A 23,258-nucleotide genomic window follows, 5' to 3' on the forward strand; every position below is an offset into this window, starting at 1 on the left:
TTTAACTGTTTAGGATTTATCTATGACTATATCATCGCTAGATAGCGCTACTGTTACTTTACAACAGCTTATAGATGCCAATAAAAGCCAGCAGCAAAAGCTGGCTGAGCAGCTTACAGCGATGATAGCAACATCGATTCAGGACGCATCCAATCAGGTAGGTTCAGATCAATCCCAGTCTATTGCCCATATTTCGTTTCAACAGTTTCGCTTGGACAATCGCCAATTGGATGCGAATGACGTATTTGTCCTGTTAAAAAGTCAAACAGCCAACCCTCAAAAAAGTCGCGATTATCTACTACAAGCCGCTGAGCAAGCTGCGTTTATTCTCTCAGAAATTGACCCTATTGTTTTGCTGAGCGAAGCAAACAACCTCTCAAATACCAATAGTGAACCTAAGACAGATAGTATTGCTAATGCACCTCAGCAACTAGCAGCATTACCATGCCCTGTATTGTACGTTCCTAACATTCGCGACTTTTTAGGTAGCTTAATTCAAGCGCGCCTGCAATATCAGCAGCCAGTGACTCTACCGACCGTGATTGCGGTGACTGGTACAAATGGTAAAACAACCATCAGTCAATTAGTGGCACAGCTTACTCAGTTGATGGGTCAGAGTAGCGCAGTGATGGGTACGGCAGGTAATGGTCGACTTGGCGCTCTGGTGCAAGCCAGCCATACCACAGGCGATGCGTTAGCTGTCCAACAGTTTCTATATCAAATGGGAACAGAGCAGGCAGAAATATTGGCATTAGAGGCCAGCTCTCACGGGTTGGACCAGCAACGTCTACAAGGTATGCCAGTCACTGTGGCAATTTATACCAATTTGAGTCGTGACCATTTAGACTATCATGCTGATATGGCAGAATATGCCGCTGCCAAAGCCAAGCTGCTTGATAAAGCTCATTTCCCAGATTTGACTCATGCCATTATCAACATCGATGATGAGCACGCTCAGGTTATGTTAGATACGGCAAACGCTAGCGGTTTGACGGTATGGACATACAGTTTGGATTCATCAAAAGCTGCTACTTTCGTTGCCGCTGATATCATACCAAGTCTGCAAGGCGTCAAAATAAATTTGCGTACTGATTTTGGTGATGAGAAAGCTGACAACATAGAGATTGTTAGTCCATTATTAGGTCGCTTCAATGTAGCCAATTTGCTCGCAGCGATCGCAGCTGTCGTAGCACTTGATACTGACTTGGCTATGAATATTGAACATATTGCGCCTGCTGTTGCACAGTTGCAAGGTGCAGTTGGGCGTATGCAGCGTGTATCATCAAATGATGGCTGCTTTATCGTTGATTATGCGCATACTCCAGATGCGCTAAGCCAAGTGCTGGCAAGTTTAAAAACCCACTGTAAAGGTCAGCTATGGGCGGTATTTGGTTGCGGCGGAGATCGTGATGCAGGCAAGCGACCGTTGATGGCGCAAGCAGGTCTGGCAGGTGCTGATCAAGTTGTTTTGACCGCGGATAATCCACGTACCGAAGACCCCAATGTAATTTTGCAAGATATGCAGGCTGGTATGACAGCTGAGCAATATCAACGAACCCATATCGAGCCTGCCCGCCAAACCGCCATTGAATATGCAGTTAGTCACTCAGGTGTAAATGATATCGTGGTCATCGCAGGTAAAGGTCACGAAACCTATCAAGAGATTAACAACGTTCGTTATGATTTCGATGACAGTGTTGTTTTGCAGCAGGCATTGAGTCAGGCGGGACGTGTGTAGTTGATTGACTTTCGATACATGCATTAGTAAAAAATTGATCATTAAATATAAAAATTAAGTAGTCATCATATAAGGTAATCATTATGACAGCCGACACCGATAATACTGCCCAGTCGCAAGGGCTCTATGTCTGGCAAATGGACAATTTGCTCGCAGCGACCACGTCGCTCGATGGGCATTGGCAACTACCACAAGGCCATGCAGCAGAGCAGACGGCCTTGTCTAGTAAACGTATAGCCACCGATACCCGCACGATAAAGGCAGGTGATATATTTTTGGCGCTAAGCGGCGATAATTTTGATGGTCACGATTATATCGAGACAGCAATATCAAAAGGCGCTGTTGCTGCTGTCGTCTCGCGTCCTATCTCGTTGTCCGGCCCAAATGCTATTCCACAATTGGTAGTCAGCGATACTCGTTTGGCACTAGGTCAATTGGCAGCGTATCGTCGTCAGCAGCATACAGATTTAACCGTGATTGCTATTACGGGTTCTAGCGGCAAGACCACTTGCAAAGAAATGCTAGGCAGTATCTTTGGTAGATTGGCACCGACTTTGATCACTCGTGGTAACCTCAATAACGATTTGGGTGTGCCAATGATGTTGCTTGAGCTATCAGATCATCATCGTTACGCTATTTTAGAGTTGGGCGCAAACCATATTGGCGAGATTGCTTATACGACTGAAATCGTTCAGCCTGACGTGGCCTGTATCTTAAACATCGGTACAGCGCATTTGGGTGAATTTGGTAGCCGTGAAGGTATCTGCCAAACCAAGGCTGAGATTTACCATACGTTGACGGACGCGCAGTTTGCAATCGTTCCCGATAAGGATGATTTTACCAATCAGCTACGTCGTATCGCTGAAAAGCATACCTCACATGTGATTGGCTTTGGTAATACGGATGTAAGCGCAAGCCATCTAGACGTAGAGCCTGAGCGTAGCGAATTTAAGCTACATATCGGTAACCAAGTCCATGATATCAACTTGCCATTGGCAGGTGAGCACAATGTTAATAATGCCTTGGCCGCTGCTGCCTGTGCGCATGCGCTAAATATTGAGGTAAGTGACATTGTGATTGGGCTCGAAAATGCACGTCCTGCTAAAGGTCGTCTAAATAGCCAGATACTTGGTATGCATCGTCTCATTGATGATACTTATAATGCCAACCCTCATTCGGTACGTGCCGCCGCCAAAGTATTGGCTGCGCAAACGGGTACGCAAGTCATGGTGTTGGGCGATATCGGTGAGCTAGGAGAGGCGGCTATTAGTGAGCATCAAAGCTTGGGCCGTACTATCGCGACCACAGGTATCAACGTGCTGCTTTGTGTTGGCGAATATGCCCCTTATACCGTTGCGGGTGCGCAAGAGGTGTCTGATATCAGCGCTCATGCTTTCGCCGACAAAGACAGTTTATTACAGTATTTACAGCCGTATTTGCAAGCGCAACAAGCTAAGCCTTGTACTGTGTTGTTCAAAGGCTCTCGTTCCATGGGAATGGAAACACTTATTCATGCGCTAGTAAAGGAGTAGGCGGTGTTAGTTTGGTTGTTCGGCTGGCTTGGCCAGTATTATACGCCGTTTTCTGCGGTTTCTTCGTTGACGCTGCGAGCATTGCTTGCCGTTGTTACCGCCCTTATGTTTAGCATGATGTTTGGTGGCCGTGTCATTCGGCACTTGCGTTCGCTCAAATATGGTCAGGCCATTCGTAATGATGGGCCTCAATCGCATTTGGCAAAGACTGGTACACCAACCATGGGCGGGGTATTGATCCTCAGTGCGATTGGCATATCGACGCTACTATGGGCACGATTAAATAATCCTTATGTTTGGATTTTGCTCGTGGTCATGGTTATCTTCGGCGCCGTAGGTTGGGCTGATGATTGGCTAAAAATTAAGTACAAAGATCCAAAAGGCCTAATCGCTCGCAAAAAATACTTTTGGTTGTCTATGGGCGCATTGTTTGTCGGTGTTTCTTTGTACTATATCGCCACGCTACAACCGGATATTAATACCACACGTGAGATGCAGGATCTGCTATTGCCAGTATTCAAAGACTGGATGATTCCATTTTCAGCGGTGCCATTTGGTATTGGCTTTATCATCTTTACCTACTTTGTGATTAATGGTGCTTCTAACGCAGTCAATCTAACCGATGGTTTGGATGGTTTGGCGATTTTGCCAGTCGTTCTCGTCGCTGCAGGTTTGGGCGCGATGGCCTATGTATCAGGCGATGTACGCTTTGCTGATTACTTGCATGTGCCTTATATTCCTTACAACTCTGAAGTCATCATCGTCTGTGGTTCAATGGTCGGAGCAGGTCTTGGTTTTTTATGGTTCAACGCGCATCCAGCACAAGTATTTATGGGTGATGTTGGCGCGCTAGCACTGGGTGCAATGCTAGGTACTATCGCCGTGATGACTCGTCAAGAGATTGCCTTTGCGATTATGGGTGGTTTGTTTGTCGCCGAAGCGCTATCAGTGATGTTACAAGTTGGCTCGTACAAACTACGCAAAAAACGCGTCTTCCGTATGGCACCGCTGCACCATCACTTTGAAGAAATTGGCTGGAAAGAAACGCAAGTGGTGGCGAGATTTTGGATTATTGCCATTATCCTTGTCATCCTTGGGCTAATGACGCTAAAACTGCGTTAAGCCATAACCGCCAAGTACCTATATGGATATCAATTTGCAAAAATCCAAAAAGCCGTTTCAATCATGATTGAGACGGCTTTTTGTCGCTCAAGGCCCATGAATTTTGTTAAAATGCGAAGCATATTGCTATCACTTTGAGATGCCCGTGTCGTTATTTATTTGTCCACTTTGTCAGTCACCGCTACAGCCTGCTGCAGATACTTGGCGCTGTGATGGTAGTCTGCACCCTAAGCAGACTTCACATCCTTTTGATGTAGCGCGTCAAGGCTATGTCAACTTACTGCCAGTACAACAGAAAAAGTCCAAAGCACCTGGGGACAGCCAAGAATCTATCGATGCGCGTAAACGGTTCTTGAATCATGGGCACTATGCACCGCTCCAAAAGCTAATTAGTCAAAAAATGACAGAGTTGCTGTCTAACGATGAGCTAATAGATAAGCAAGATAACAAGTCAGTCAATTGGCTCGATATTGGCTGCGGAGAAGGCTACTACACGCAGGCAATGGCACAAATGGGCTTGGATGTTATAGACACGCTGATAGCCGCTGACATCAGTAAGCCTGCAGTGGTTGAGCTGGCCAAAGTCAGTAAACTAGCAGGTCGTCTATGGTATCAGCCGCGCCAAGAAGATACTGCCAAGACGACAGCGGTCTATCCATTAGTGACCAGTGCTGCACATCTACCGTTACGCCCGCACAGTATGATGGGTATTAGCAGTATTTTTAGCCCTATTTTGCCCGAGGCGTTTGATAATATATTGATGGATGGGGGCTATTTAATTATTGCCAAACCTGATATCGGGCATTTGGCAACGATGCGTGATGCGTTATTTGATGATGTACGTGAGCATGATTCTGATAAATTTTTGCAAGAATTGGTACCATATTTTATGTTGGTTGAGACCTGCCGTGTCAGTACAGAGCTGACGTTATCCGCAGAGGATTTGGCTGATTTGATGACGATGACACCTTACGCTTACCGTGCCCGCAGCGAAAAAAGGCAAGCACTATTGACTGCCGTAGAAACAGCAGCATTTAGCACAGAGGCGAAGTTTGTGGTTTATATTTTGCAGAAAACGCCTGTTTAGCACATTTAGAGCATCGCAGTATGGAGTATTGCTATGCTCGTTTTAAACATTAGCCAGAAACTTCTAATGAGTTAGGTTTTTCGAATAGCAGAAGTATTGCTATCAGGAAATTTGGCTTAACCGTTTCCGTATTTGCATTCTTCATCAATCAGCTAGTCATTCGCGTTTTTATAAATATCCTGTTTACGATGCTTACCGATAAAGCGTAAATACGCTGTCATTTAGCCAAACATTACGCCAATACCTAACATGCCTTTAAGCGCGCATGCCCTCGTAACAATCGCAACCTTTCTTCAAGTTTCATAAATCTACTTAATACCAGAATCATTTATCATTCTCTTTGTCGATAGAGTAAAGCTTTATCACGATAGTTCATTTAACACTAAATGAATTATCTATAACGACTCTAAATATGAATTCAAAGGAATAAAATGATGAAAAAGATACTAGTTAGTTCGATTTTAGCCGCTACTGCTTGTTTGTCGATGGTGGGTCAAGCCAATGCTGCACCTAATTTTGATAAGCATCATTCAGCTCAAGTACAGCAACAAAAACACAGCAGCAATAAAGCGAGTAATAACTATAAGCATGCCAAAGTTAAGGCAGCAAAGTCACATCACAAAGCGAACGTAGTGGCTGCTAAGCACAAAGCAATAGCCAAAAATGTTCATGCTAAAAATAGTCACGACAAAAACAACCATGACAAAAACAACCATGACCGTCGCTCGTAAAAACCCGATTTTACCATCTAAAAATAGCGCCTTAATAAGGCGCTATTTTTTTTGTTTATATGACACTATTGATCGTTACTAATTGAGCAAGTGCTACTGACTGAGAAATGTCATTGATTTGGACACGCCATTTTTATTAGGCTGAGTGAGTGTGACTTTACTACTCAAAACATCGCCTTTGGCATTGATTTTATAGCATTCTGACGAAGTACCTGCAGCATCAGAAGTTAAAAGTAGATTACCTGAGGTTTCTATACAGAGCCACGCCGTGTTATTTGTATCTTGTGTGAGCGACCAGTCCTGCTTATAAGTGGCGGTTTTCTGACGCATACTGCTGTCAGCATATACGTTTTCAGTGATGAGCTGATTTGAGTCGCCCACCGTAGCTATCTTAGGGATATTTGTCGTTTGGTTAGCGATTGAATATTCACCCGTACTATCCGTAAAACCATGGAACACCAATGGATTTGGCGTAAAGTAATTGATAGCGACTGACTGATCCGTGATCTGCTGATTCACTGTGTTGATTGTGCTGACTTCTGCGCCTTGTACCATTTTATTATTAAAGCGCATGCTGCCTTTAGGGGTGATTTGAATATCTGCGGCTACGTTTTGTCCGCCGACAGTAGCGACCAGTTTTTCACTACGTTGTTTGGTATAGATATTGAGTAGGGCAGTCTCAACTGGGTATTGAGTGACGACGTTATCAGAGCTGTTATTTTGATTGGTATTACCTGTTGCCATGCCACCCATACCAGTAGCGCAAGCACTCAATCCGAGTCCTGTTACGATACACATTCCTAGTGTTTTCATTATTGTATCCTTTAGTTTATTTAAATAAATACTACCGATATCTACTATAATCCAATTTTTGGACAATGGCATCTGCCGAGTATCAGAGACCCTATTGTTATTACATTTTTGTACGGTATAGCAATGATGGTAAATATAGATATAAAGCTAGATTGAGCGCCACAGAAAAACTCAAAGCCTTTTCGTATAAGGGTCTAGGAATAAAATTAAGCTGATAATAAAACGAATCGTAATAGAATATCGACTCATTTAACGGCAATTTTATACGGTCAAACACGACTGAAAAAATGCTTATAATCTGCACTACTGTAAAAAATCTATTCAAAAAGAGATGAAGACGAAGCTTGCTAATACGACTCGGCTTTATTCGAATGCGTGAAAATAGGTTACAATAGCTGTTCAAGAACATATATCTCTATTACGTCATAAACAAGCCACTTTAAGTGGCTTATTTATTTGGTAAAAATAAAAGAGTGCAAAAAGATTAGATGGTTTTCGCTGTCCAAAAGTTGATAGCGCGTATCAATGCCAACGTCGGTATATCAATACATACTTTCAAAGGGAAAAATAAATGTCAGTTAATGAAGCATTATTAGATGAAGTCAAACAATGGCGCAAACAGATTCATAGCCAGCCTGAGCTTGGATTCAAAGAATTTAAGACCTCTTCATTCATCGTAGATAAGTTACAATCTTTTGGTATTGAAGTTCATCAAGGCTTGGGTGGCACTGGTGTGGTTGGTACTTTGAAAAACGGTGCAGGCCCTACTATCGGTATAAGAGCCGATATTGACGCGTTGCCAATCGCAGAACAAAACGATGTTGAGCATAAATCTACCCACGTAAACTGTATGCACGCTTGTGGTCACGATGGTCATACCTCTGTTCTGCTAGGAGCGGCAAAACACTTAAGTCAACATAAAGAGTTTAGCGGCACCATTCACTTTATTTTTCAGCCTGCTGAAGAGGTGTTAGGCGGTGCCAAAGCCATGATTGATGATGGCTTATTTGATAAATTTCCGATGGATGCTGTGTATGGCTTGCATAATTGGCCTGGGCTGCCAGTGGGGGAAATCGCTGTAAATAATGGGCCCATGATGGCCTCTTTTGATACTTTTGAAATTACATTAACTGGCAAAGGCACACATGCTGCCATGCCGCATTTGGGCGCTGACCCTATAGCCGCAGGTGCTGCACTAATCACTAATATCCAATCTATTATCTCTCGCCGCGTCTCGCCATTGCAGTCTGGCGTTATTAGCGTGACGCAAATGAACAGCGGCGATACCACCAACGTGATTCCAGATGTCGCCATCTTAAAAGGTACGGTTCGTAGTTTTGATATGGATGTACGCCAATCTATGCAAGAGATGCTAACAGAAATGGTCGCCACTCTGCCGCCTTTATATGGTGTCAAAGGCGAGATGGATTACCACATTCGTTATCCAGTAACCACCAACGACAGTCAGGCTTACCTTGAGATTAAAGAAGCGGCTACTAAGGCGTTGGGCGTTGATAAAGTCAATACCGATGTAGAACCTTCTATGGCTTCTGAAGACTTCTCATTTATGAGTCAGGTAGTTAAAGGCGCCTATTTTTGGTTGGGCGTTGATGGCAGCATACCTTCTAAGCCGCTGCACAATGCCTCTTATGACTTCAATGATGATGCTATCGAGACAGGTATCAAAGTATGGGTTTCTTTGGTTGAGTCAGAGTTACCGAAGAGCGCTGAATAAAATTTTATTATCAATAGATAAAGCTCAACAGACCAAGTTCAATCAATAGAGTCATCATCATACTCAAAGGGAATTTATATGAACAACAATAGCGTGCTGTCGCCTACTATGACAAAGCATCTGCTTGATTGGAAACTGCATTTATTAGTGGTTGCTGTGTCGTTATTAGCAGAATGGATAGGTATTATAAAAATCCCTATCGGTATTGGCATTTTGGTGTTGCTGCCATTACTTTATGCTTTTATCTTTGCGATTTTATTAAATCCTAATGTCGTGCCTTCGATGAAAGCAGTTATAACCAAAAAACGCGCCAAGTTTGCCAGTTATGCCATTCTGTTAAGTATTATGCCTTTTATCGCCAAATTCGGTGTTGGTGTTGGTCCCAATATCGAAGAAATCATCGCTGCTGGTCCAGCACTACTGTTACAAGAGTTAGGTAATGTAGCGACCGTTCTGATTGCGCTACCTGTTGCAGTGCTTGTCTTTGGCATGGGCCGAGAAGCCATCGGTGCCACGCACTCTGTTGCTCGTGAACCTAACGTTGCTTTGATTGCTGATAAGTACGGCTTACAAAGTCCAGAAGGCATTGGTGTGATGGGTGTCTATGTCATGGGCACCTTGTTTGGCGCGATTTACTTCTCATTAATGGCCGGTATCATTGCCTCGATGGACATTATGGATGTACGCGCACTTGCTATGGCATGCGGTATTGGTAGCGGTAGTATGATGGGTGCTTGTTCAGCAGCATTAGCAGAGACGGTGCCTGCCCAAGCAGAAACCATTACTGCCTTTGCCGCTACTTCTAACTTGCTAACGTATGCCACTGGTTTATTTGTTAGTTTGTTTGTAGCACTGCCTTTTACAGAGTTTTTGTATAAAGTAGTCAGTAAATTTAAGAATAACAAGCAGACAGTCGCTACGACAGAAACCAATCTTGATGCAGTCATGGAAGAGCCTGCCAGTCTTTCAATCATGCAGTCTTTTATTTTATTGGCTGTGATTTGCGTGGTCTTGCTACTAAGCAATTGGGTAGGGCAAGGTGTAAATCCATTAACGGCATTACCTGCCATGCTCATTTTGTTTGTCTGTTGTGTGATTGGTATGCTGTTAAAGCGATTTATTCCAGTCAATGTACCGGCAATTGCTTGGATATCTATTGTGGCTATTTTAATCTCTCTACCACAGTTTCCATTTAATGCTTATGTTTTGGAAGAAACCGCTAAACTGGGCGTTCTGCAATTATTAACACCAGTACTTGCTTACGCTGGTTTTGCCATCTCGCAAATGGAAGTCGATTTGTTTAAGAAATCGGGCTTTAAAATTGCCATTGTTGCGGTATTAACCTTTACAGGTACTTTCATCGGATCAGCGATGATTGCGCAAGCCATGCTCTAAAAGTTAGATTGGTATTTGAGGATAATAAAAAACCCCAGTTGACCAACTGGGGTTTTTATTGTTTGATCTTATAGAAGAGCAGATAGTTATCTTGTGTTATAACTCTTATATGAGTCACTCTCAGTCCATGATACGAGTTTTTTAGATTGGTCAATTAATGTGTTATTCAATTAGATATATAGTGATTAGATCTCATACGACATATGAAATTAAGGCTAAACAGAAATGTTTCAGACAGCAGTATAGGGTGAGTATAGACTAAAAGTCTTACTGTTAAAATATATAAAGAATGTTTAGGAAAGGGTAGAACAAGATGAAAAACAAAGGCTTTGCTTACGCAAAATAAGATTGGCGGTGAAGGAGGAAGTCAAACTTAATTTTCAAGTATTTGATTTTTAATGTATTTTAATTTATAGACCAACTATTAGACCAACATATCTCAAGTATTGGACCTAAAAGAAGCAGTTAGGTTTATACTCTGATTAAGTGTAACGAAATGTTTCTATAGTTCTATTTGATTTCAAGCATATATTATCACTAAAAAAGAATTTTTGGTTAAGCATATTTTATTCAGCATCCATTGGATGATATTTGACCTCAAGAACCCATGTAAATTTGCCCTAGAGTGCTAATAAAATTTGATAGCAGTTAAAAGGTATTGACATGTGCTGATAAGTTGTTAGAATAGCTTGCTTATTGCGGGAATAGCTCAGTGGTAGAGCATAACCTTGCCAAGGTTGGGGTCGAGAGTTCGAATCTCTTTTCCCGCTCCAAATACTTAAAAAACCTCACTTAATAGTGAGGCTTTTTTTTGCTTAAAAGACATCAATTACTTAAAGTTTTGAGTTTAAATTAATCTTAAGCTAAGGATTTTATTAACTCTTTTGTACGCTTTAAACTACTAAACTTTTTCCTAATCTCAAGAGGTTAATTCTTTAAGCCTCTGAAAATATATTATAGTTATAATAAGGTCAAGTTTTACTTAAAGAAGTATCGTTTGCTTTTATCTTTATCTTCAATAGAAGCTAAAGGCTCGGCAACCAATAAACTATTATCAACACTAATGCACTTGCCATTCAAGCTTTTAAAGTTACTATCAACATAATTTTTAAGCTCTGATTGGGTAGTAAACTTCTCCTCAAATACGAAAAACCCTGACTTTTCGGGGCAATTGAAAAATCTTACAAACTTATCTCGGAATTGCGCCTTAGTTTTATTTCTAAACCTCAGTATGGATAGTTCGTTGCTTGAAGTATAAGCCTTAAGAACATATAAAAAGTTCAGTTTATATTCATGAATAAATAGTGTGTCTCTATCGAACAGACGCTCAGGAAAGTGTGCTGAAATTATTGGGCTATCGTTTTTAGCTGCTAACAATGGTTCTTCAAAGATACGATAATCGTCAACATAGCCATAGATGAAAAAATTCGGACTGATATTATAACCTTCTGTAATCTCATCTCGGTATCTCAAGCCATCAGGTAGCTTAGATGTTTGATTTAAGACATCTATATGAAATTGGATAACGTTTTTAGCATAGGTAAACTGCTTGAATTTTGAGCTTTTTCCAACATTAGTTGTGGATTTATAATACTTTGAGTCACCAATATAAAAGATATTGGAGTCATCTATTAACGATTTATCAGCGTATATGTGGTCTATAATTTTTCCATCTGGGTGGTTTTTTAGGTCTTTAAGCGATAGCCCTTCTTTGTTATGTATGGATGAGTCATCTGCAATAATATCGGAAAATAACTTATCAACCATATCTTCAAATATTATATTATAGTTGTCAATTGTTATGAATTCTTTGCTTTTCCTTGATGTTGACCCTAAATCATTCTTGGTAAAATATAGTTCGCATAAGCGAAACATTTTCTTGTAAACATCAGAAAAATAACGGTATTTTATTTTCTTAAGCTTCCTCAAACCATTGATTTTAAGGTTTTCAAAAGCTTCACCTTGTAGAAGGTTATAGCTTTTATCTATAGTAATATTTAGATCGTGCTCTTTATTGAAGTGCTCCAAGATAGAGAAAAAGTAGACAAGGAGTTCTTCTTGTGTATTGGCTGTTTTTTTCTTATTTAGAAATTTATGATAAATAGGCTGACCAGTGCTATTCATTAATGGTAATTGCGTACGGATTGTCTTTGACCAATTGGTACGCTTAGCTGTTTTTGAAGATGACTGGATATGCCTATGTAAAATAAGGCTAGTATTTTTTTTATAAAAGTTAACAAAAGTAAGTAATAGGTCTAAATAAGTATACTCTTGTTTGGCTATATTGGAGTTCAATAAAATCTGATCGTTTTTTTCAAGTAAGATGCTATCTTCATGTCTTCGTTGGAACTCTTTGAGGCTATTATAAAAATATATAATCAGTTGTCTAATCCACTGATGCCGAGCATCATGCTTCCATGTATCCCCGGAAGCAAAATCAACTAGCTCTTGCTCACTAATACCAAAAACGGTACTGCTGGCTTCACGCATAAAAACTTTAGGCAACATATATACTAAAGCTTTTTTTTCTTCAGAATAGTAGTAGCCTACAGATTTTATAGTTCCTTCAGAGCCATTCTGAGTATAAAAACTACTATCGTCTAATAGGGATTCTAAGCATTCTACAGGATAAGTTTCACCTTCAATCAAAACCTTCATGCGTCATCTACTACTTTTACTACTTCAATCTCTAAATTACTGATAATATTTCTGACCTGTAATTCACCATTTATTTCAATAGGAAAAAATTCTTCATAAGTTATATCTTCCAAAAATATTGACTCACTTCCAAACTCGTCTTTGAAGACATCGTTCCACAGGTAGAACACTGCTTTATTGATGAAGGTTTTTAAACTTATGCTGTCTTCACTAGGCTTGATAAAATAATTACCGATACACTTATCCATGCCTAAATTAGGATTGCTTTTAATCTTAGTATTTACTGCTTTGATAAAGTCTATCCAACAAAAGTAATCGCCGTTAGCAAAATACACCTTAAAATTTGATGAAGGATTAGTATCACTCTTTTCATAATCTATAGGTATATACTCCCAATCCCAGCGACGCTTAAAAGCACTGTCCATTGGAAATAAAGATTGGTCAGAGGTATTCATAGTTGCTAGAATCGATAAATTTCTTGGCATTTTTAAACCATTAACAACACCTTCGTGGCCGCTTTCAAAAACATCTAGTAAGTGATCCTTCATCTCACTTGATGGTGTCACGGAGTACTCTTGGTTTTGATCTAATAGCTGAAAGACATCACCGAATATCTCAGCACAATTGCCTCGATTAATTTCTTCTATTGCTAGATAAAAGTCTTTTTCAGGATTCTGCCACGCTTTTACATACATATTAGTAAAAATTTGAGGAACGAACTTGTACTTAATACTGTCCTCACCATTCTCACTAGTTACACTAATAGGCCTGTATCCACCGACAAAAGACGTGTAATCATAATCAGGATGAAAGGTCACTGTCTCAATACGCTCTTTAGGTATAGATTTAAGCTTTTCTTTTATTGTATAAGATTTACCTGTTCCCGGAGCACCATAGTAAATAGTATTAGGCATTGATTTTTTAAAGCTAAGCATTTTGTGTTCATTCTGACTAACTGTGTAGCTATTTTTTGGTTCTGAAACAGAATTGTTAGAATCTGCTACCGAAGTTAAAACTGTTTCAGTAATGAGATTGTTGGCTTTACCCCGAGATGGAAAGTCATGTAATAAACGATCATAAGCACTTCCTTCTTCAGCAATTGTTAAAAAAATTGCTCCATCTTTACGATAAAAGCATCCAATCTTTCCTGGTGTAATTAGTTTTCCAGTAGATTCTTTACCAATATAATTCCTAATCTCCCCAGCTAATGAAAGCCTGTGTTCAGTTTTTGATAGAGGTTTTGTGTATCCTACTTTATAGCTTTGATCTATATTCGAGAGATAAATTTCAAAATCTGGACCATTACCTTGCTCTAACAAATAAAAATTATTATCTGGAAAAAATATGACGCGAGCATCTTTTGGAACTAAACAAAAAGAACCTCTATCACCTAATCCAAGTTCATTGGTGTTGAATCTATGTATCCAGACAAGTTCAGACATTACTAACCCTCACCTTTTTCTTGTACTGAAAAGTTAGCTAAGTATAACTTTTCATTAATACGAGTCAATTGAATGCTTGTTCTCCCATATTCCTCTAACATTTCATAAGTAATAGGTTTAGATAGCTCAATACCCATTCTTTTTCTTAAATATATGCCCATAATACTTTTTACCGTTACGTCTTGATACTCAGGATCTATCTGAATATCCTTGTCTTTAGTAGAAGAGATTTGTTTAGGAAACTTATTTCCATTGATTAGCTTCTTCATACTACCTTCAAATAAAACGGGCATAACGAACTTATCATCCCATATTATGGTAACCCGCCTATTTTCTGAAGTATCTTTAAATATATGGGGTATAAAAAAATCGTAGTGTTTTTTTATTAAATCAGTAGGGATTTTTATACAGGAATCGTTTATATTAACATTACCAGTCCCAAAACCCCAATTCAAACCGCTACTAGATTCAACCTTTCTATTTTCTTTATTGTACAGAAATAGCTCAACACTAGGGTATGTAATATGGTTAGCAATATTTAAACTATCAGAATTTACTTCTTTATCAGAATTAAAGTGTATTGCTTTTGATACTGTTATTTTATCTTTTTCTCTAATTCCTATTTTGTCTTTTGTAATAATATTTAAATAACTATCTAAATGACAATAGATTTTTGGGGATAGTTCTGACATACATTCCCTAGAATCTGTCTTTAAACCTTTATTAGTTAAATTGGCAGAACCTATTAAGGCTGATATAGTTTTTCCATTATTTTTCCATACGTATAACTTAGAATGTACTTCTCTATTCGTAATATAGATACTTAATTCTTGACACGCATCATTAGTCTTAACTAGTTTATTGTATTCATCTTCATTAATACCGCTTTTATACATTCCTCCGAATACAGTAATTTTTTTGAAACCTAAAGTTGTAAGTTCCGAAATTGGATAGGCACTAATGTATCCAGAAACGATAATGATTTCATCTGCTTCAATAGTTGTTCCGTTATAATCGATCTCCTTTTTTAAAACTAACTTATCTAAGTTCTCGTAATAAAACATCGTTTACCCCTGGTTTTCTAATGTCTCATAAAGTGCATTAGCAATCCTCTTAGCAAATTCTGGAGGAACAGCATTGCCTATCATTTTGTATTTATCACCCATTGATCCTAAAAACTCAAAATCATCTGGAAAGGATTGTAATCTAGCTGCTTCACGTATAGTTATACTTCTCGCTTGATGTGAGTCTGGATGTATATGGCGCAATCCATCTTTGTACAAGTGAGCTGGTATAGTATTGCTAGGTAACCCTCGTCTTAGAACATGATATTTATGTACAGAGGATTTTTTCCCAGTTTTTTCAGTATATAAATCTTGTAATGCTTCTGATGAAGTATATTTATTCGTACCAGTTTCAATATCTTCAGCTAATAGTCTGAAAATACTAACATCTCTAGGGTTGTGATACCTTGGATTGTGATCAGTAATATCCGTATTTATATCGTTTTTACCTAGTTGATGTGACCTTCTTTTTTCAAGCGATTTTAAAGGATAGAGTTTAGGTAAGTTGCTTAGAGCATCCTCTACTGTCGCTACTCTCTTAACTTTTAAATCGTTTAAGTTTAAATAGCATTGCTCTACTACTTTTTCTGGGTTCTCAAAATGTAGCTTGCTAATAGCAACGATAATAACTCGTTTTCTTTTTTGTGGAACGCCAAATTCTGATAAATCAAATAAAGCATCAGCTTTTAAATTAGAAGAAATATAGTAACCTGCTTCATCAAATGCTTCAGTAATCCTTTCAATAATCAATTTACCACCAGGAGCAGAGCTTAAAATGCCTGGCACATTTTCAAATATACAAGCCATAGGCTTGAAATGGCTGACAACTTTCAAATAAGACTCAAATAAGAAGTTCCTATAATCATCTTGCATCTTATTGGTATCACGTATTCTTCCGGCTACAGAATAGGCTTGGCAAGGTGGCCCACCTATGACTACATCTACTCGTTTATTATCAACTAAAGCATCTAAACCTACTGAACTACCATAACGTTCATCGTTAAAACCTGTTAATAACTCTTCAGTTCTCTGGATGTCAAAATGTATGACTTTATGTTTGGCATCATTATATTTCCATTCACTCTCAAGCCTATTTCTAAGAGTCAAAACAGGTTTAGACTCCCATTCAACAGCTGCAAGAAGATTAAACTTTCCTGATTTCTTAAAGCCCTCGGTAAGACCACCACACCCAGCGAACAGGTCAATTGTATTTAACATTTTTAAGAATTACTCGCATCTAGTTCTAATATTTTTTTGCCTAATACATATCCCAACATAGGAGGGACGGCATTACCAATTTGCTTATATTGTTGCGTTTTAGGCCCTACGAAATGGAATCTATCAGGAAAAGACTGTAATCTTGCATTTTCTCTAGCAGTAGGAACTCTATGCCAACGATAATGGAAGTGGTTTCTATGACCAGTATCTATTGTTTTAGAAGGCTTTTGACTATGGTACCTAGTCCAGGCTTCATTGAATTTTCTAGATGTTCCTACACCTTCAGGTAAGTCTTTATGATTACCACCTTCAGGAACTTGCTTAATCACAGACACTACCAAATCTGTGTGGCTTGTACCTACATGGTTATATAGCCGATCAGCGCCATCACGCATTATTTTTTGGTATTCACTTGAAGGTTCACAAGAATAATCTGTTATCTCTCTACCTAGGTCATCTTTAAGACTTGGTAAGTCTGATATAGCCTGCTCACAAGTCACATAGTTACTTTTATCATGTGTGGCTGACGGGAACTCAAATACATCTTCTCCTAGTACTCCTACAAAGAACATTCTCTTCCTTATTTGAGGGATACCATAGTCAGGTGCATAGAGCAGTTTCTCAGAACACGTATAGCCTAACTTATCAAATTCTTCTAAGATCGCTTTTCTAGCTTTACCTTGATATAGGGTAGCTATGCCAGGTACATTTTCGATAATAATGTATTTAGGTTTAACGATTGCTGCAAGCTTGAAAACAGAATAGAACAGCGTGTTCCTTTTATCATTTTCGTTTCTAGTACCTGTTAGCGAAAATCCTTGACACGGTGGTCCGGCAACAATTAGGTCAATATTTTTTTTGCCAACTTCTTTAACAATACGTTGAATGCTTTCTTCAGATGATAAATCTAGTTTTATCGCTTGTGCATGAGGATGGTTATGTGCAAATGTATCTAAAGCAGGTTGATCGTAATCAATACCTAGTATGCACTCGAATCCGGCTTGTTCGAATCCATGAGATAGGCCACCACAACCAGAAAACAGGTCGATCATATATTTTTTACTATTCATAATGTACATCTATATAAGCAGGGTTGAGTAGAGGAGCTAGAGGTTTGAAAAGATAGTATCTATTCAGAGTATTATACTGAGTATGCGCTTGATTACTAGGCTAGATAAAATTTAAGCGACATCTACGGTCGCCTCGACTTTTAGATACAAGAAAGGCGAATCATTTAGAGTGATTCGCCTTTCTTGTATCACTTATCTAGTGAATCCTAGCTGCCATCCTGCACTCTAACCATTCTGCAATCTCACTCTCTACCCAAGCCACTCGACCCTTTGATAGCTTTACTTGAACAGGGAAGGTGGCATCATAGCGGTTTGATTTTTTATCTAGCATGTCGTAAATCGTTGTGCTACTTAGTCCCGTATAATGTATTACCTGCTTGAGTGGTAGCATTCGAGGTATATGTAGCGTGTTAGAGGCTGATAGGTTTTATTGAGTGTTTGCGTTTAAGTTTTCCATGACTAGCTCCTTATAAGTTAATGAGAGCATTTCCTCTCATACAGTTAGGGAGTCCCATATTTTTTTACGGCGTCCTATACTGACCGCGCGTCCTTCTTATCAATCGAATAAAAAAAGGAGCTGAATAGTCAGCTCCTTTTTTATGCCGTATATTCTTACCACTGCTTTAACTTATAGCTGTCACACTCTCTCTTAGACTTCTTTCAATACTACCGACATTGTAGGGAGCAATACCATTTTGCGACCCTCCTTGATGATTACTATCAGCCTCATCTGTCTCTACGGGATAAAACTCTTCAGCCACATCCAATAGATTATCGCTATCAACCTCAAAGCAAGAGTTGATGTAGCCTTGCTTAGCAGCTATTTCTAGCGCTGCTTGGTCAAAACCGTGTTCACTTAACTCTGCATCAATGGCCCCAGCATCTTGTACCGCTTGCTTTAAAGTCACGTCATCACGTAGCGTCAAATCCACAAAGTAGATTGGTGTGCGATAGCTTTGCGTGGTGCTCTTACCTCGGAGCGTGAGTTGTAATGGTAGACAGGACAGCTTATTGCCTGATACCGCTGCGAAGTAGCTCAGGCGTGCTGCCAGTGTACGAATGCTATTGAAACCCGTGGTACGAAAGATAAACGTGCCAAGCTCATCGTCTTCACTCAGATTAACGTAAAGCCTTCCATAGGGCTTACAAGCACCGCCTTGCGCTAGTGGGCAGCGATCGGGTGATGGGCATGGCAGCTGCTCAACACCATTGCTCGTTCGACGCTGGCAATGTTCACCATCACCTACACAAAGGGGGCGTCCAGTCTGCCTATCAAATAGCGTGTATTCAGCTCGCAAATTCAGTTCAGGGTCGTTGAACAGCATGCGCACTGGTATTTTTCTAAGCTTACCGTCATTATTCGCACGAAGTTTTTCATCAAGGGGATGATTAATCCAGCCATCCTTGTTTTGGATTTGGCTAGTGATAGTGAATTGGTCATCCTTAGCAGGGAGGCGCTTGCCGTCTTTTTGCACAACTTTACCGATGCTAATGCGACCGAGTACTGGCGGGGTTATCGTGAGACCTTTAATCATGGTTATATTCCTTGTGTGTTTAATAAGATGTGTTTAGCCATAAAAAAGCCCACCTGTGATAGGTGGGCGGTTATGTGCTTGCTTTGATTAATTAGCTTTGACTGATTATTTATTGTGTTGATGATTGAGTGATATTTAGCTTAGTCATTAAGTACAACAAAGCGACGACTGCCTTGCTTTGTTTTACTGAATTTGGCTAATAGCTCAGGATGCGCTTCGATAATGGCTTTACTGTCTAAACCAATACTGTCTTTAGAGCGCTTCCATGAGATAGCGCCTTTATCAAACACAGCTACTTCGCTATCAGCTATCAATGTTTGCAGTTGGTGCTTCACCTTATCATGACGTTCTTCTAGCTCCTGCATGTAGTTACGGTAACTAAGCAATTGCTCAAATAAGCTGTTGGCACCGTCATCTGCACTTAAATCAATCTTGCTTGAGGGCTTGGGCTTTGGGTAAAGCAGTTTTAATGCTTTGGCTGCTGACTCGCTATGGTCAGGGGTTGGTGGTGTGTCCGTCTCTACGTAGTGCCAGAACAAACGCTCATGACGGATAATAGATTCAATCAAGTGCTCATCGCGCTCAACCTTGTATATTTTAGTTTCGTGTCCGCATAGCAACACACAGATATGCACTGCCTGTTTACCTGTAACTGCCAGTTGGTGCTGAACTTGGCACGTCACATACAGAGGCACACCATGCTTCCACAGCTTCGCACCATGTTCTCCTGCTGTTTTGCACTCGAGTATTTGTACGTCGTCGCTTCCTGTTACGGCATAGTCTAGATTCGCTAGCATAAAGTGATTATCAGGCTCAGCATGTTGCAAGACGGCATTCACACGGCGTACTTTATTGCCTGTATGCTCTTGATAGTATTTAGCGACCATCGGCTCAAGCGTATTACCCCAGTACAGTAGAGAGTAACCCTCAATGCCGTTATTACTACTGGCATCAATGTTTGAGGTCATGCGTCCCGTCTTAATCATCCATAGCTCAAGCATGGAAAGATAAGGATGGATACCGCAGGCAGCGGCCGCATCAGAGCTGCCAATGCCTTGCTTGCGAACAGCTAACCAGTCTTCACGGCTCAAGTCTTTGGTACTGACAAGACGTTTAGCGTTGGTTGATTGAGCCTTTGGCACCAAAGGCGTTGAGTGCTCAATGTTGGCTTTCGTTTTTGAAGGGATGCGCGTTGTTTTGGTTTTGACAGCTGAACGCTTTTCGCGTCTTGGCTGAGTGGTCGTGTTTAATGCAATAGTTTCCATAATACATTCCTTATAAATGGCGTCATGAATTAATGTAATTCGTTAAATAACGGGCATAAAAAAACCACGCGCTAAGACGTGGTTGATTGTGTTGTCAGACGTTAAACATCTCTGATTAAGCAAGCATCAGTAGCGATTCTTCTAAGCCCTTTTGCTTAAGCTTAGCTCCAGCACCAAACCATGCTGAATTGAGACGATTATCGGTACTCATGGCCCGGCGTTCATGGTCAACGTATTCTGTGATAGAGCATAGCAGTCCATAAGCCGTGTCACGGGCGGCATCTAAATCAGCACCGCGCCCTTGACCGTTAAACATCTGCATCACCTTATTCATCGCTTTGGCATTAGGAACGGCATCCTTCTGCTTTTTAGCGCTATTAAACAAGATAAGGTCATTGTCTTGGTCATTGAACACACGGCTGAGGTAATTAGCAGCATCCGCTTGAGTGACACGGCGCTCCGATAACTGCTTCATCTCATAAGCGTGTTCTTCCCACTGCTTGACTGATACGCCTAATTGCTGCTTGACGCTATCAGCATCAAAGGAGGTACTATGCGGACGTCCGTTGGCTAAGCTAACAGCAAGCGTGTTATTACAGACCACACGAATATTAGTGAACTGTGCTGTGGTCGCAAGCGTCCCATCACAGGCCGTTGCCAGTAGTAGATAGCCGTTACTAACATCACCACCGCGAAGCGTTACTGACTGGCCTGTACGAGCCAACGCCCATAGCTTACGACCGCCCTTTAGTACACTAGCCGTTTCCAGCTCAAAGTCAGACTGTTCTGTGAGATCGCGATAGAACTCTAAAATCTCACGCGGTTGTACTTCTTGATAGCGTTGGCTGACGACTGATAACGGCTCTAGGTTGTCACTGCGATAGAGCACCTTGTTCTCAGCAAAGGGCATGATGAGGTTGTGTCCTTTGTCATTGCTTGACATGTAGCTAACGTCCGATGACTCAATACGCCAATCAAGCCCTGCCTCGCGTGCCCAAATCTCTAACGGCTGCTTAGGTGATAGCTCATTGCCAAGACCATGCCAAGGGGTTTCGCCGACGTACGCCATACTTTCGATTAAATGTGCCATGATAATTTTCCTTTTTATTGATAATTTATAACTGAATAAGTTAGAGGGTTGAGTTGAAAGTTAATGAAGTGAGTTGAACACATGGGAGCAGTCATCACAGCGATATTGCTGATTGACTAGCATCGGTAGCGCCTGATGAGACTGAGTCATCTCAATAAGTGCTGCGACTGTTGTACCTGCAACCACGCCTATAGCAGGGTGAACCTTAAGCGTCTTGCACAGACTAACGCCAAGGCTAACGAGAACCGCAGGAGATAACAGCTGGTCGATTAAGTTGATACTGATGCCATCAGTCATCTCATAGACCGCAGTTGACTGACAACATGGACAGATGGTTTTCATAAACACTCCTTTTATTTTGGGCATAAAAAAGGCCTGCACGAGGCAGACCTTTATTGATTGAATGTTGATTGGATTAGGCGCTTTACTAACTATTAATGCGCTATCTCATTAAAATAGTATATATCTGAGATTATTCTGGTATGGGTGGTAGTCCCCGACGATTTGTATTGCGGTAAGTACCGTGACCAAAGGTACGCATATTTGGCGTCAAAGCTTTAAGACGCTGTTCGTACTTTTCAGGGCGTGTTAGGTACAGCGCTGCATTAATAACTACTAATCATTTCCAAGTGAAAAATAGTCATGCATAGAGAGCTTTCGACTCGAGTAGATAATGTAAGCCGACGACTAACGAACTTTGATAGTAGTGAAAATATCATTTTTGATGAAGCATCAGTAAGCTATGCGCATTCCAAATTATTGAGATATGTAGCTGATGAATATATTAGGGATGTTAGACTCCGTAGGAAGTCAATAGAAAGCTTTTATACAGCTTTAAGTAAATTAGATGATCATGATGCTAAATCACTTCTATATGTTAGTAACTTTTTAGAGAATAAAAGTTGGGAAAATATAAGTTTTGATAGTGATGATTATAAAAATCAACTGATTGAATATCTGAAAAATCAACAAGATCCTCTTTTAGCATTCAATGAATTAATCTATCAAAAAATAAGTAATGTATTACCCGAAGAGTATCTGGGTTGGTTCAAAAATGACTTACGCTGCTCGCTATTTCTAACATATTTAATTAGAGACTCAATAGAGTATGAGGCTTATAAGGGAAGAAATGAACTTATTAATGCAGTAACCGATTATCTACGCTATGAGATCCATATGTTTATCGATCTATACTTTCAAAATCTTCCTAATTATGAAGTCCAGCATTACAGGATAGGAGAGCGTAAGGTAGTCGATATACTCTATGTGAAGTCTGTCTATTTGAAAAATCGTTTAGATTGTGAAGAAGATATTAACTGGATAGACCCTACTAACGACCAACAGGTTAATTCTATTTATAAATACCTTAATGACAAAGACAGACAACATATTATTTTGAAGGGAATATTTTTCCCTCAAAATACGAAGGAAAAATATGAGCTTATTCTTGCAAGTTTGGATGTGCTATCCAATGTTGAAGACCCTAATATAGGCACCAAGAATAAGAAAGGTTTTTCTCCAAGAGGGTACACACTTTATATTATGGAAAAAGCATGGCGTGGTCGAAAATACTACTCCAGTCAAAAACCTTCGAGCGATAATGATAGTGTGAAAATATATGATAAGAACTTACCTAAACTAAAAGAACTCATGAAATTTAGCGGTTTAACTGCAAACAAAATGATCAATAAGTCGATAGAGCAAACGTACGATAAGCTCATTTTAGAAAAGATAGACAAGTAGTTGTTAAGTCTAGTTTAAAT

Annotated in this window: 19 protein-coding genes and 1 tRNA gene; 9 read left to right on the forward strand and 11 right to left on the reverse strand. The window is 40.1% G+C overall.

The annotated features are described in order from the left end of the window. Positions 1 to 22: 22 nt before the first annotated feature. The 5 genes from ACHEVO_RS11595 (at position 23) to ACHEVO_RS11615 (ending at position 6,210) form a co-directional block, all read left to right on the forward strand. Positions 23 to 1,738, forward strand: a complete 1,716-nt coding sequence (locus ACHEVO_RS11595; protein WP_394125030.1) for a UDP-N-acetylmuramoyl-L-alanyl-D-glutamate--2,6-diaminopimelate ligase — start codon at positions 23 to 25, stop codon at positions 1,736 to 1,738. 83 nt (positions 1,739 to 1,821) lie between these two features. Next, the gene (locus tag ACHEVO_RS11600; RefSeq protein WP_394125031.1) at positions 1,822 to 3,270 is read left to right on the forward strand and encodes a UDP-N-acetylmuramoyl-tripeptide--D-alanyl-D-alanine ligase; all 1,449 of its coding nucleotides are present in this window, start codon (positions 1,822 to 1,824) and stop codon (positions 3,268 to 3,270) included. A gap of 3 nt (positions 3,271 to 3,273) precedes the next feature. Beyond that, a complete protein-coding gene (gene mraY, locus ACHEVO_RS11605; protein WP_057762045.1) occupies positions 3,274 to 4,392 on the forward strand; it encodes a phospho-N-acetylmuramoyl-pentapeptide-transferase in 1,119 nt (372 codons plus the stop codon). 139 nt (positions 4,393 to 4,531) lie between these two features. Then, positions 4,532 to 5,479, forward strand: coding sequence for a putative RNA methyltransferase (locus tag ACHEVO_RS11610; protein WP_394125032.1), 948 nt, complete (start codon positions 4,532 to 4,534; stop codon positions 5,477 to 5,479). 431 nt (positions 5,480 to 5,910) lie between these two features. Beyond that, the gene (locus ACHEVO_RS11615; protein WP_394125033.1) at positions 5,911 to 6,210 is read left to right on the forward strand and encodes a hypothetical protein; all 300 of its coding nucleotides are present in this window, start codon (positions 5,911 to 5,913) and stop codon (positions 6,208 to 6,210) included. Between the two features lie 93 nt (positions 6,211 to 6,303). On the opposite strand, the gene ACHEVO_RS11620 is transcribed toward ACHEVO_RS11615, so the two are convergent. Beyond that, on the reverse strand, positions 6,304 to 7,023 hold the full coding sequence (locus ACHEVO_RS11620; protein WP_394125034.1) for a hypothetical protein: 720 nt from the start codon (positions 7,021 to 7,023) through the stop codon (positions 6,304 to 6,306). 571 nt (positions 7,024 to 7,594) lie between these two features. Between ACHEVO_RS11620 and ACHEVO_RS11625 the strand changes: the two genes are divergently transcribed. The 3 genes from ACHEVO_RS11625 (at position 7,595) to ACHEVO_RS11635 (ending at position 10,926) form a co-directional block, all read left to right on the forward strand. Beyond that, positions 7,595 to 8,758: a M20 aminoacylase family protein gene (locus ACHEVO_RS11625; protein ID WP_394125035.1), complete on the forward strand. Its 1,164-nt coding sequence runs from the start codon at positions 7,595 to 7,597 to the stop codon at positions 8,756 to 8,758. 78 nt (positions 8,759 to 8,836) lie between these two features. Further along, the gene (locus tag ACHEVO_RS11630) at positions 8,837 to 10,153 is read left to right on the forward strand and encodes a DUF3100 domain-containing protein (protein ID WP_394125036.1); all 1,317 of its coding nucleotides are present in this window, start codon (positions 8,837 to 8,839) and stop codon (positions 10,151 to 10,153) included. A gap of 698 nt (positions 10,154 to 10,851) precedes the next feature. After that, positions 10,852 to 10,926: transfer RNA gene (locus ACHEVO_RS11635), tRNA-Gly, on the forward strand. Positions 10,927 to 11,131: 205 nt separating this feature from the next. Here the strand turns inward: ACHEVO_RS11635 and ACHEVO_RS11640 are convergent. From ACHEVO_RS11640 to ACHEVO_RS11685, 10 genes are all read right to left on the reverse strand, one after another. Further along, the gene (locus ACHEVO_RS11640) at positions 11,132 to 12,811 is read right to left on the reverse strand and encodes a hypothetical protein (RefSeq protein ID WP_394125037.1); all 1,680 of its coding nucleotides are present in this window, start codon (positions 12,809 to 12,811) and stop codon (positions 11,132 to 11,134) included. After that, the gene (locus tag ACHEVO_RS11645; RefSeq protein ID WP_394125038.1) at positions 12,808 to 14,253 is read right to left on the reverse strand and encodes an McrB family protein; all 1,446 of its coding nucleotides are present in this window, start codon (positions 14,251 to 14,253) and stop codon (positions 12,808 to 12,810) included. The genes ACHEVO_RS11640 and ACHEVO_RS11645 overlap by 4 nt, the downstream gene beginning before the upstream one ends. A gap of 2 nt (positions 14,254 to 14,255) precedes the next feature. Beyond that, a complete protein-coding gene (locus ACHEVO_RS11650) occupies positions 14,256 to 15,317 on the reverse strand; it encodes a restriction endonuclease PLD domain-containing protein (protein WP_394125039.1) in 1,062 nt (353 codons plus the stop codon). 3 nt (positions 15,318 to 15,320) lie between these two features. Then, a complete protein-coding gene (locus ACHEVO_RS11655) occupies positions 15,321 to 16,535 on the reverse strand; it encodes a DNA cytosine methyltransferase (RefSeq protein WP_394125040.1) in 1,215 nt (404 codons plus the stop codon). A 2-nt stretch (positions 16,536 to 16,537) separates the two neighbouring features. Then, complete coding sequence (locus ACHEVO_RS11660; protein ID WP_394125041.1) at positions 16,538 to 17,605, reverse strand: DNA cytosine methyltransferase; 1,068 nt, start codon at positions 17,603 to 17,605, stop codon at positions 16,538 to 16,540. A gap of 196 nt (positions 17,606 to 17,801) precedes the next feature. Then, positions 17,802 to 17,996, reverse strand: coding sequence for a helix-turn-helix transcriptional regulator (locus tag ACHEVO_RS11665; RefSeq protein ID WP_394125042.1), 195 nt, complete (start codon positions 17,994 to 17,996; stop codon positions 17,802 to 17,804). Positions 17,997 to 18,228: 232 nt separating this feature from the next. Beyond that, positions 18,229 to 19,140, reverse strand: coding sequence for a recombination directionality factor (locus ACHEVO_RS11670; RefSeq protein WP_394125043.1), 912 nt, complete (start codon positions 19,138 to 19,140; stop codon positions 18,229 to 18,231). Between the two features lie 140 nt (positions 19,141 to 19,280). After that, positions 19,281 to 20,405, reverse strand: coding sequence for a YqaJ viral recombinase family nuclease (locus tag ACHEVO_RS11675; RefSeq protein WP_394125044.1), 1,125 nt, complete (start codon positions 20,403 to 20,405; stop codon positions 19,281 to 19,283). A gap of 115 nt (positions 20,406 to 20,520) precedes the next feature. Continuing rightward, positions 20,521 to 21,495 (reverse strand): DUF932 domain-containing protein, encoded by a 975-nt coding sequence (locus ACHEVO_RS11680; RefSeq protein ID WP_394125045.1) that lies wholly within the window; start codon positions 21,493 to 21,495, stop codon positions 20,521 to 20,523. 60 nt (positions 21,496 to 21,555) lie between these two features. Continuing rightward, entirely contained in the window at positions 21,556 to 21,837 is a 282-nt protein-coding gene (locus ACHEVO_RS11685) for a hypothetical protein (RefSeq protein WP_394125046.1), read from the reverse strand. A gap of 300 nt (positions 21,838 to 22,137) precedes the next feature. Here ACHEVO_RS11685 and ACHEVO_RS11690 point away from each other — a divergent pair, with 300 nt between their 5' ends. Then, on the forward strand, positions 22,138 to 23,238 hold the full coding sequence (locus ACHEVO_RS11690; RefSeq protein WP_394125047.1) for a hypothetical protein: 1,101 nt from the start codon (positions 22,138 to 22,140) through the stop codon (positions 23,236 to 23,238). Positions 23,239 to 23,258 lie beyond the last annotated feature (20 nt).

This window comes from Psychrobacter nivimaris, from assembly GCF_043419765.1.
Lineage (GTDB): Bacteria > Pseudomonadota > Gammaproteobacteria > Pseudomonadales > Moraxellaceae > Psychrobacter.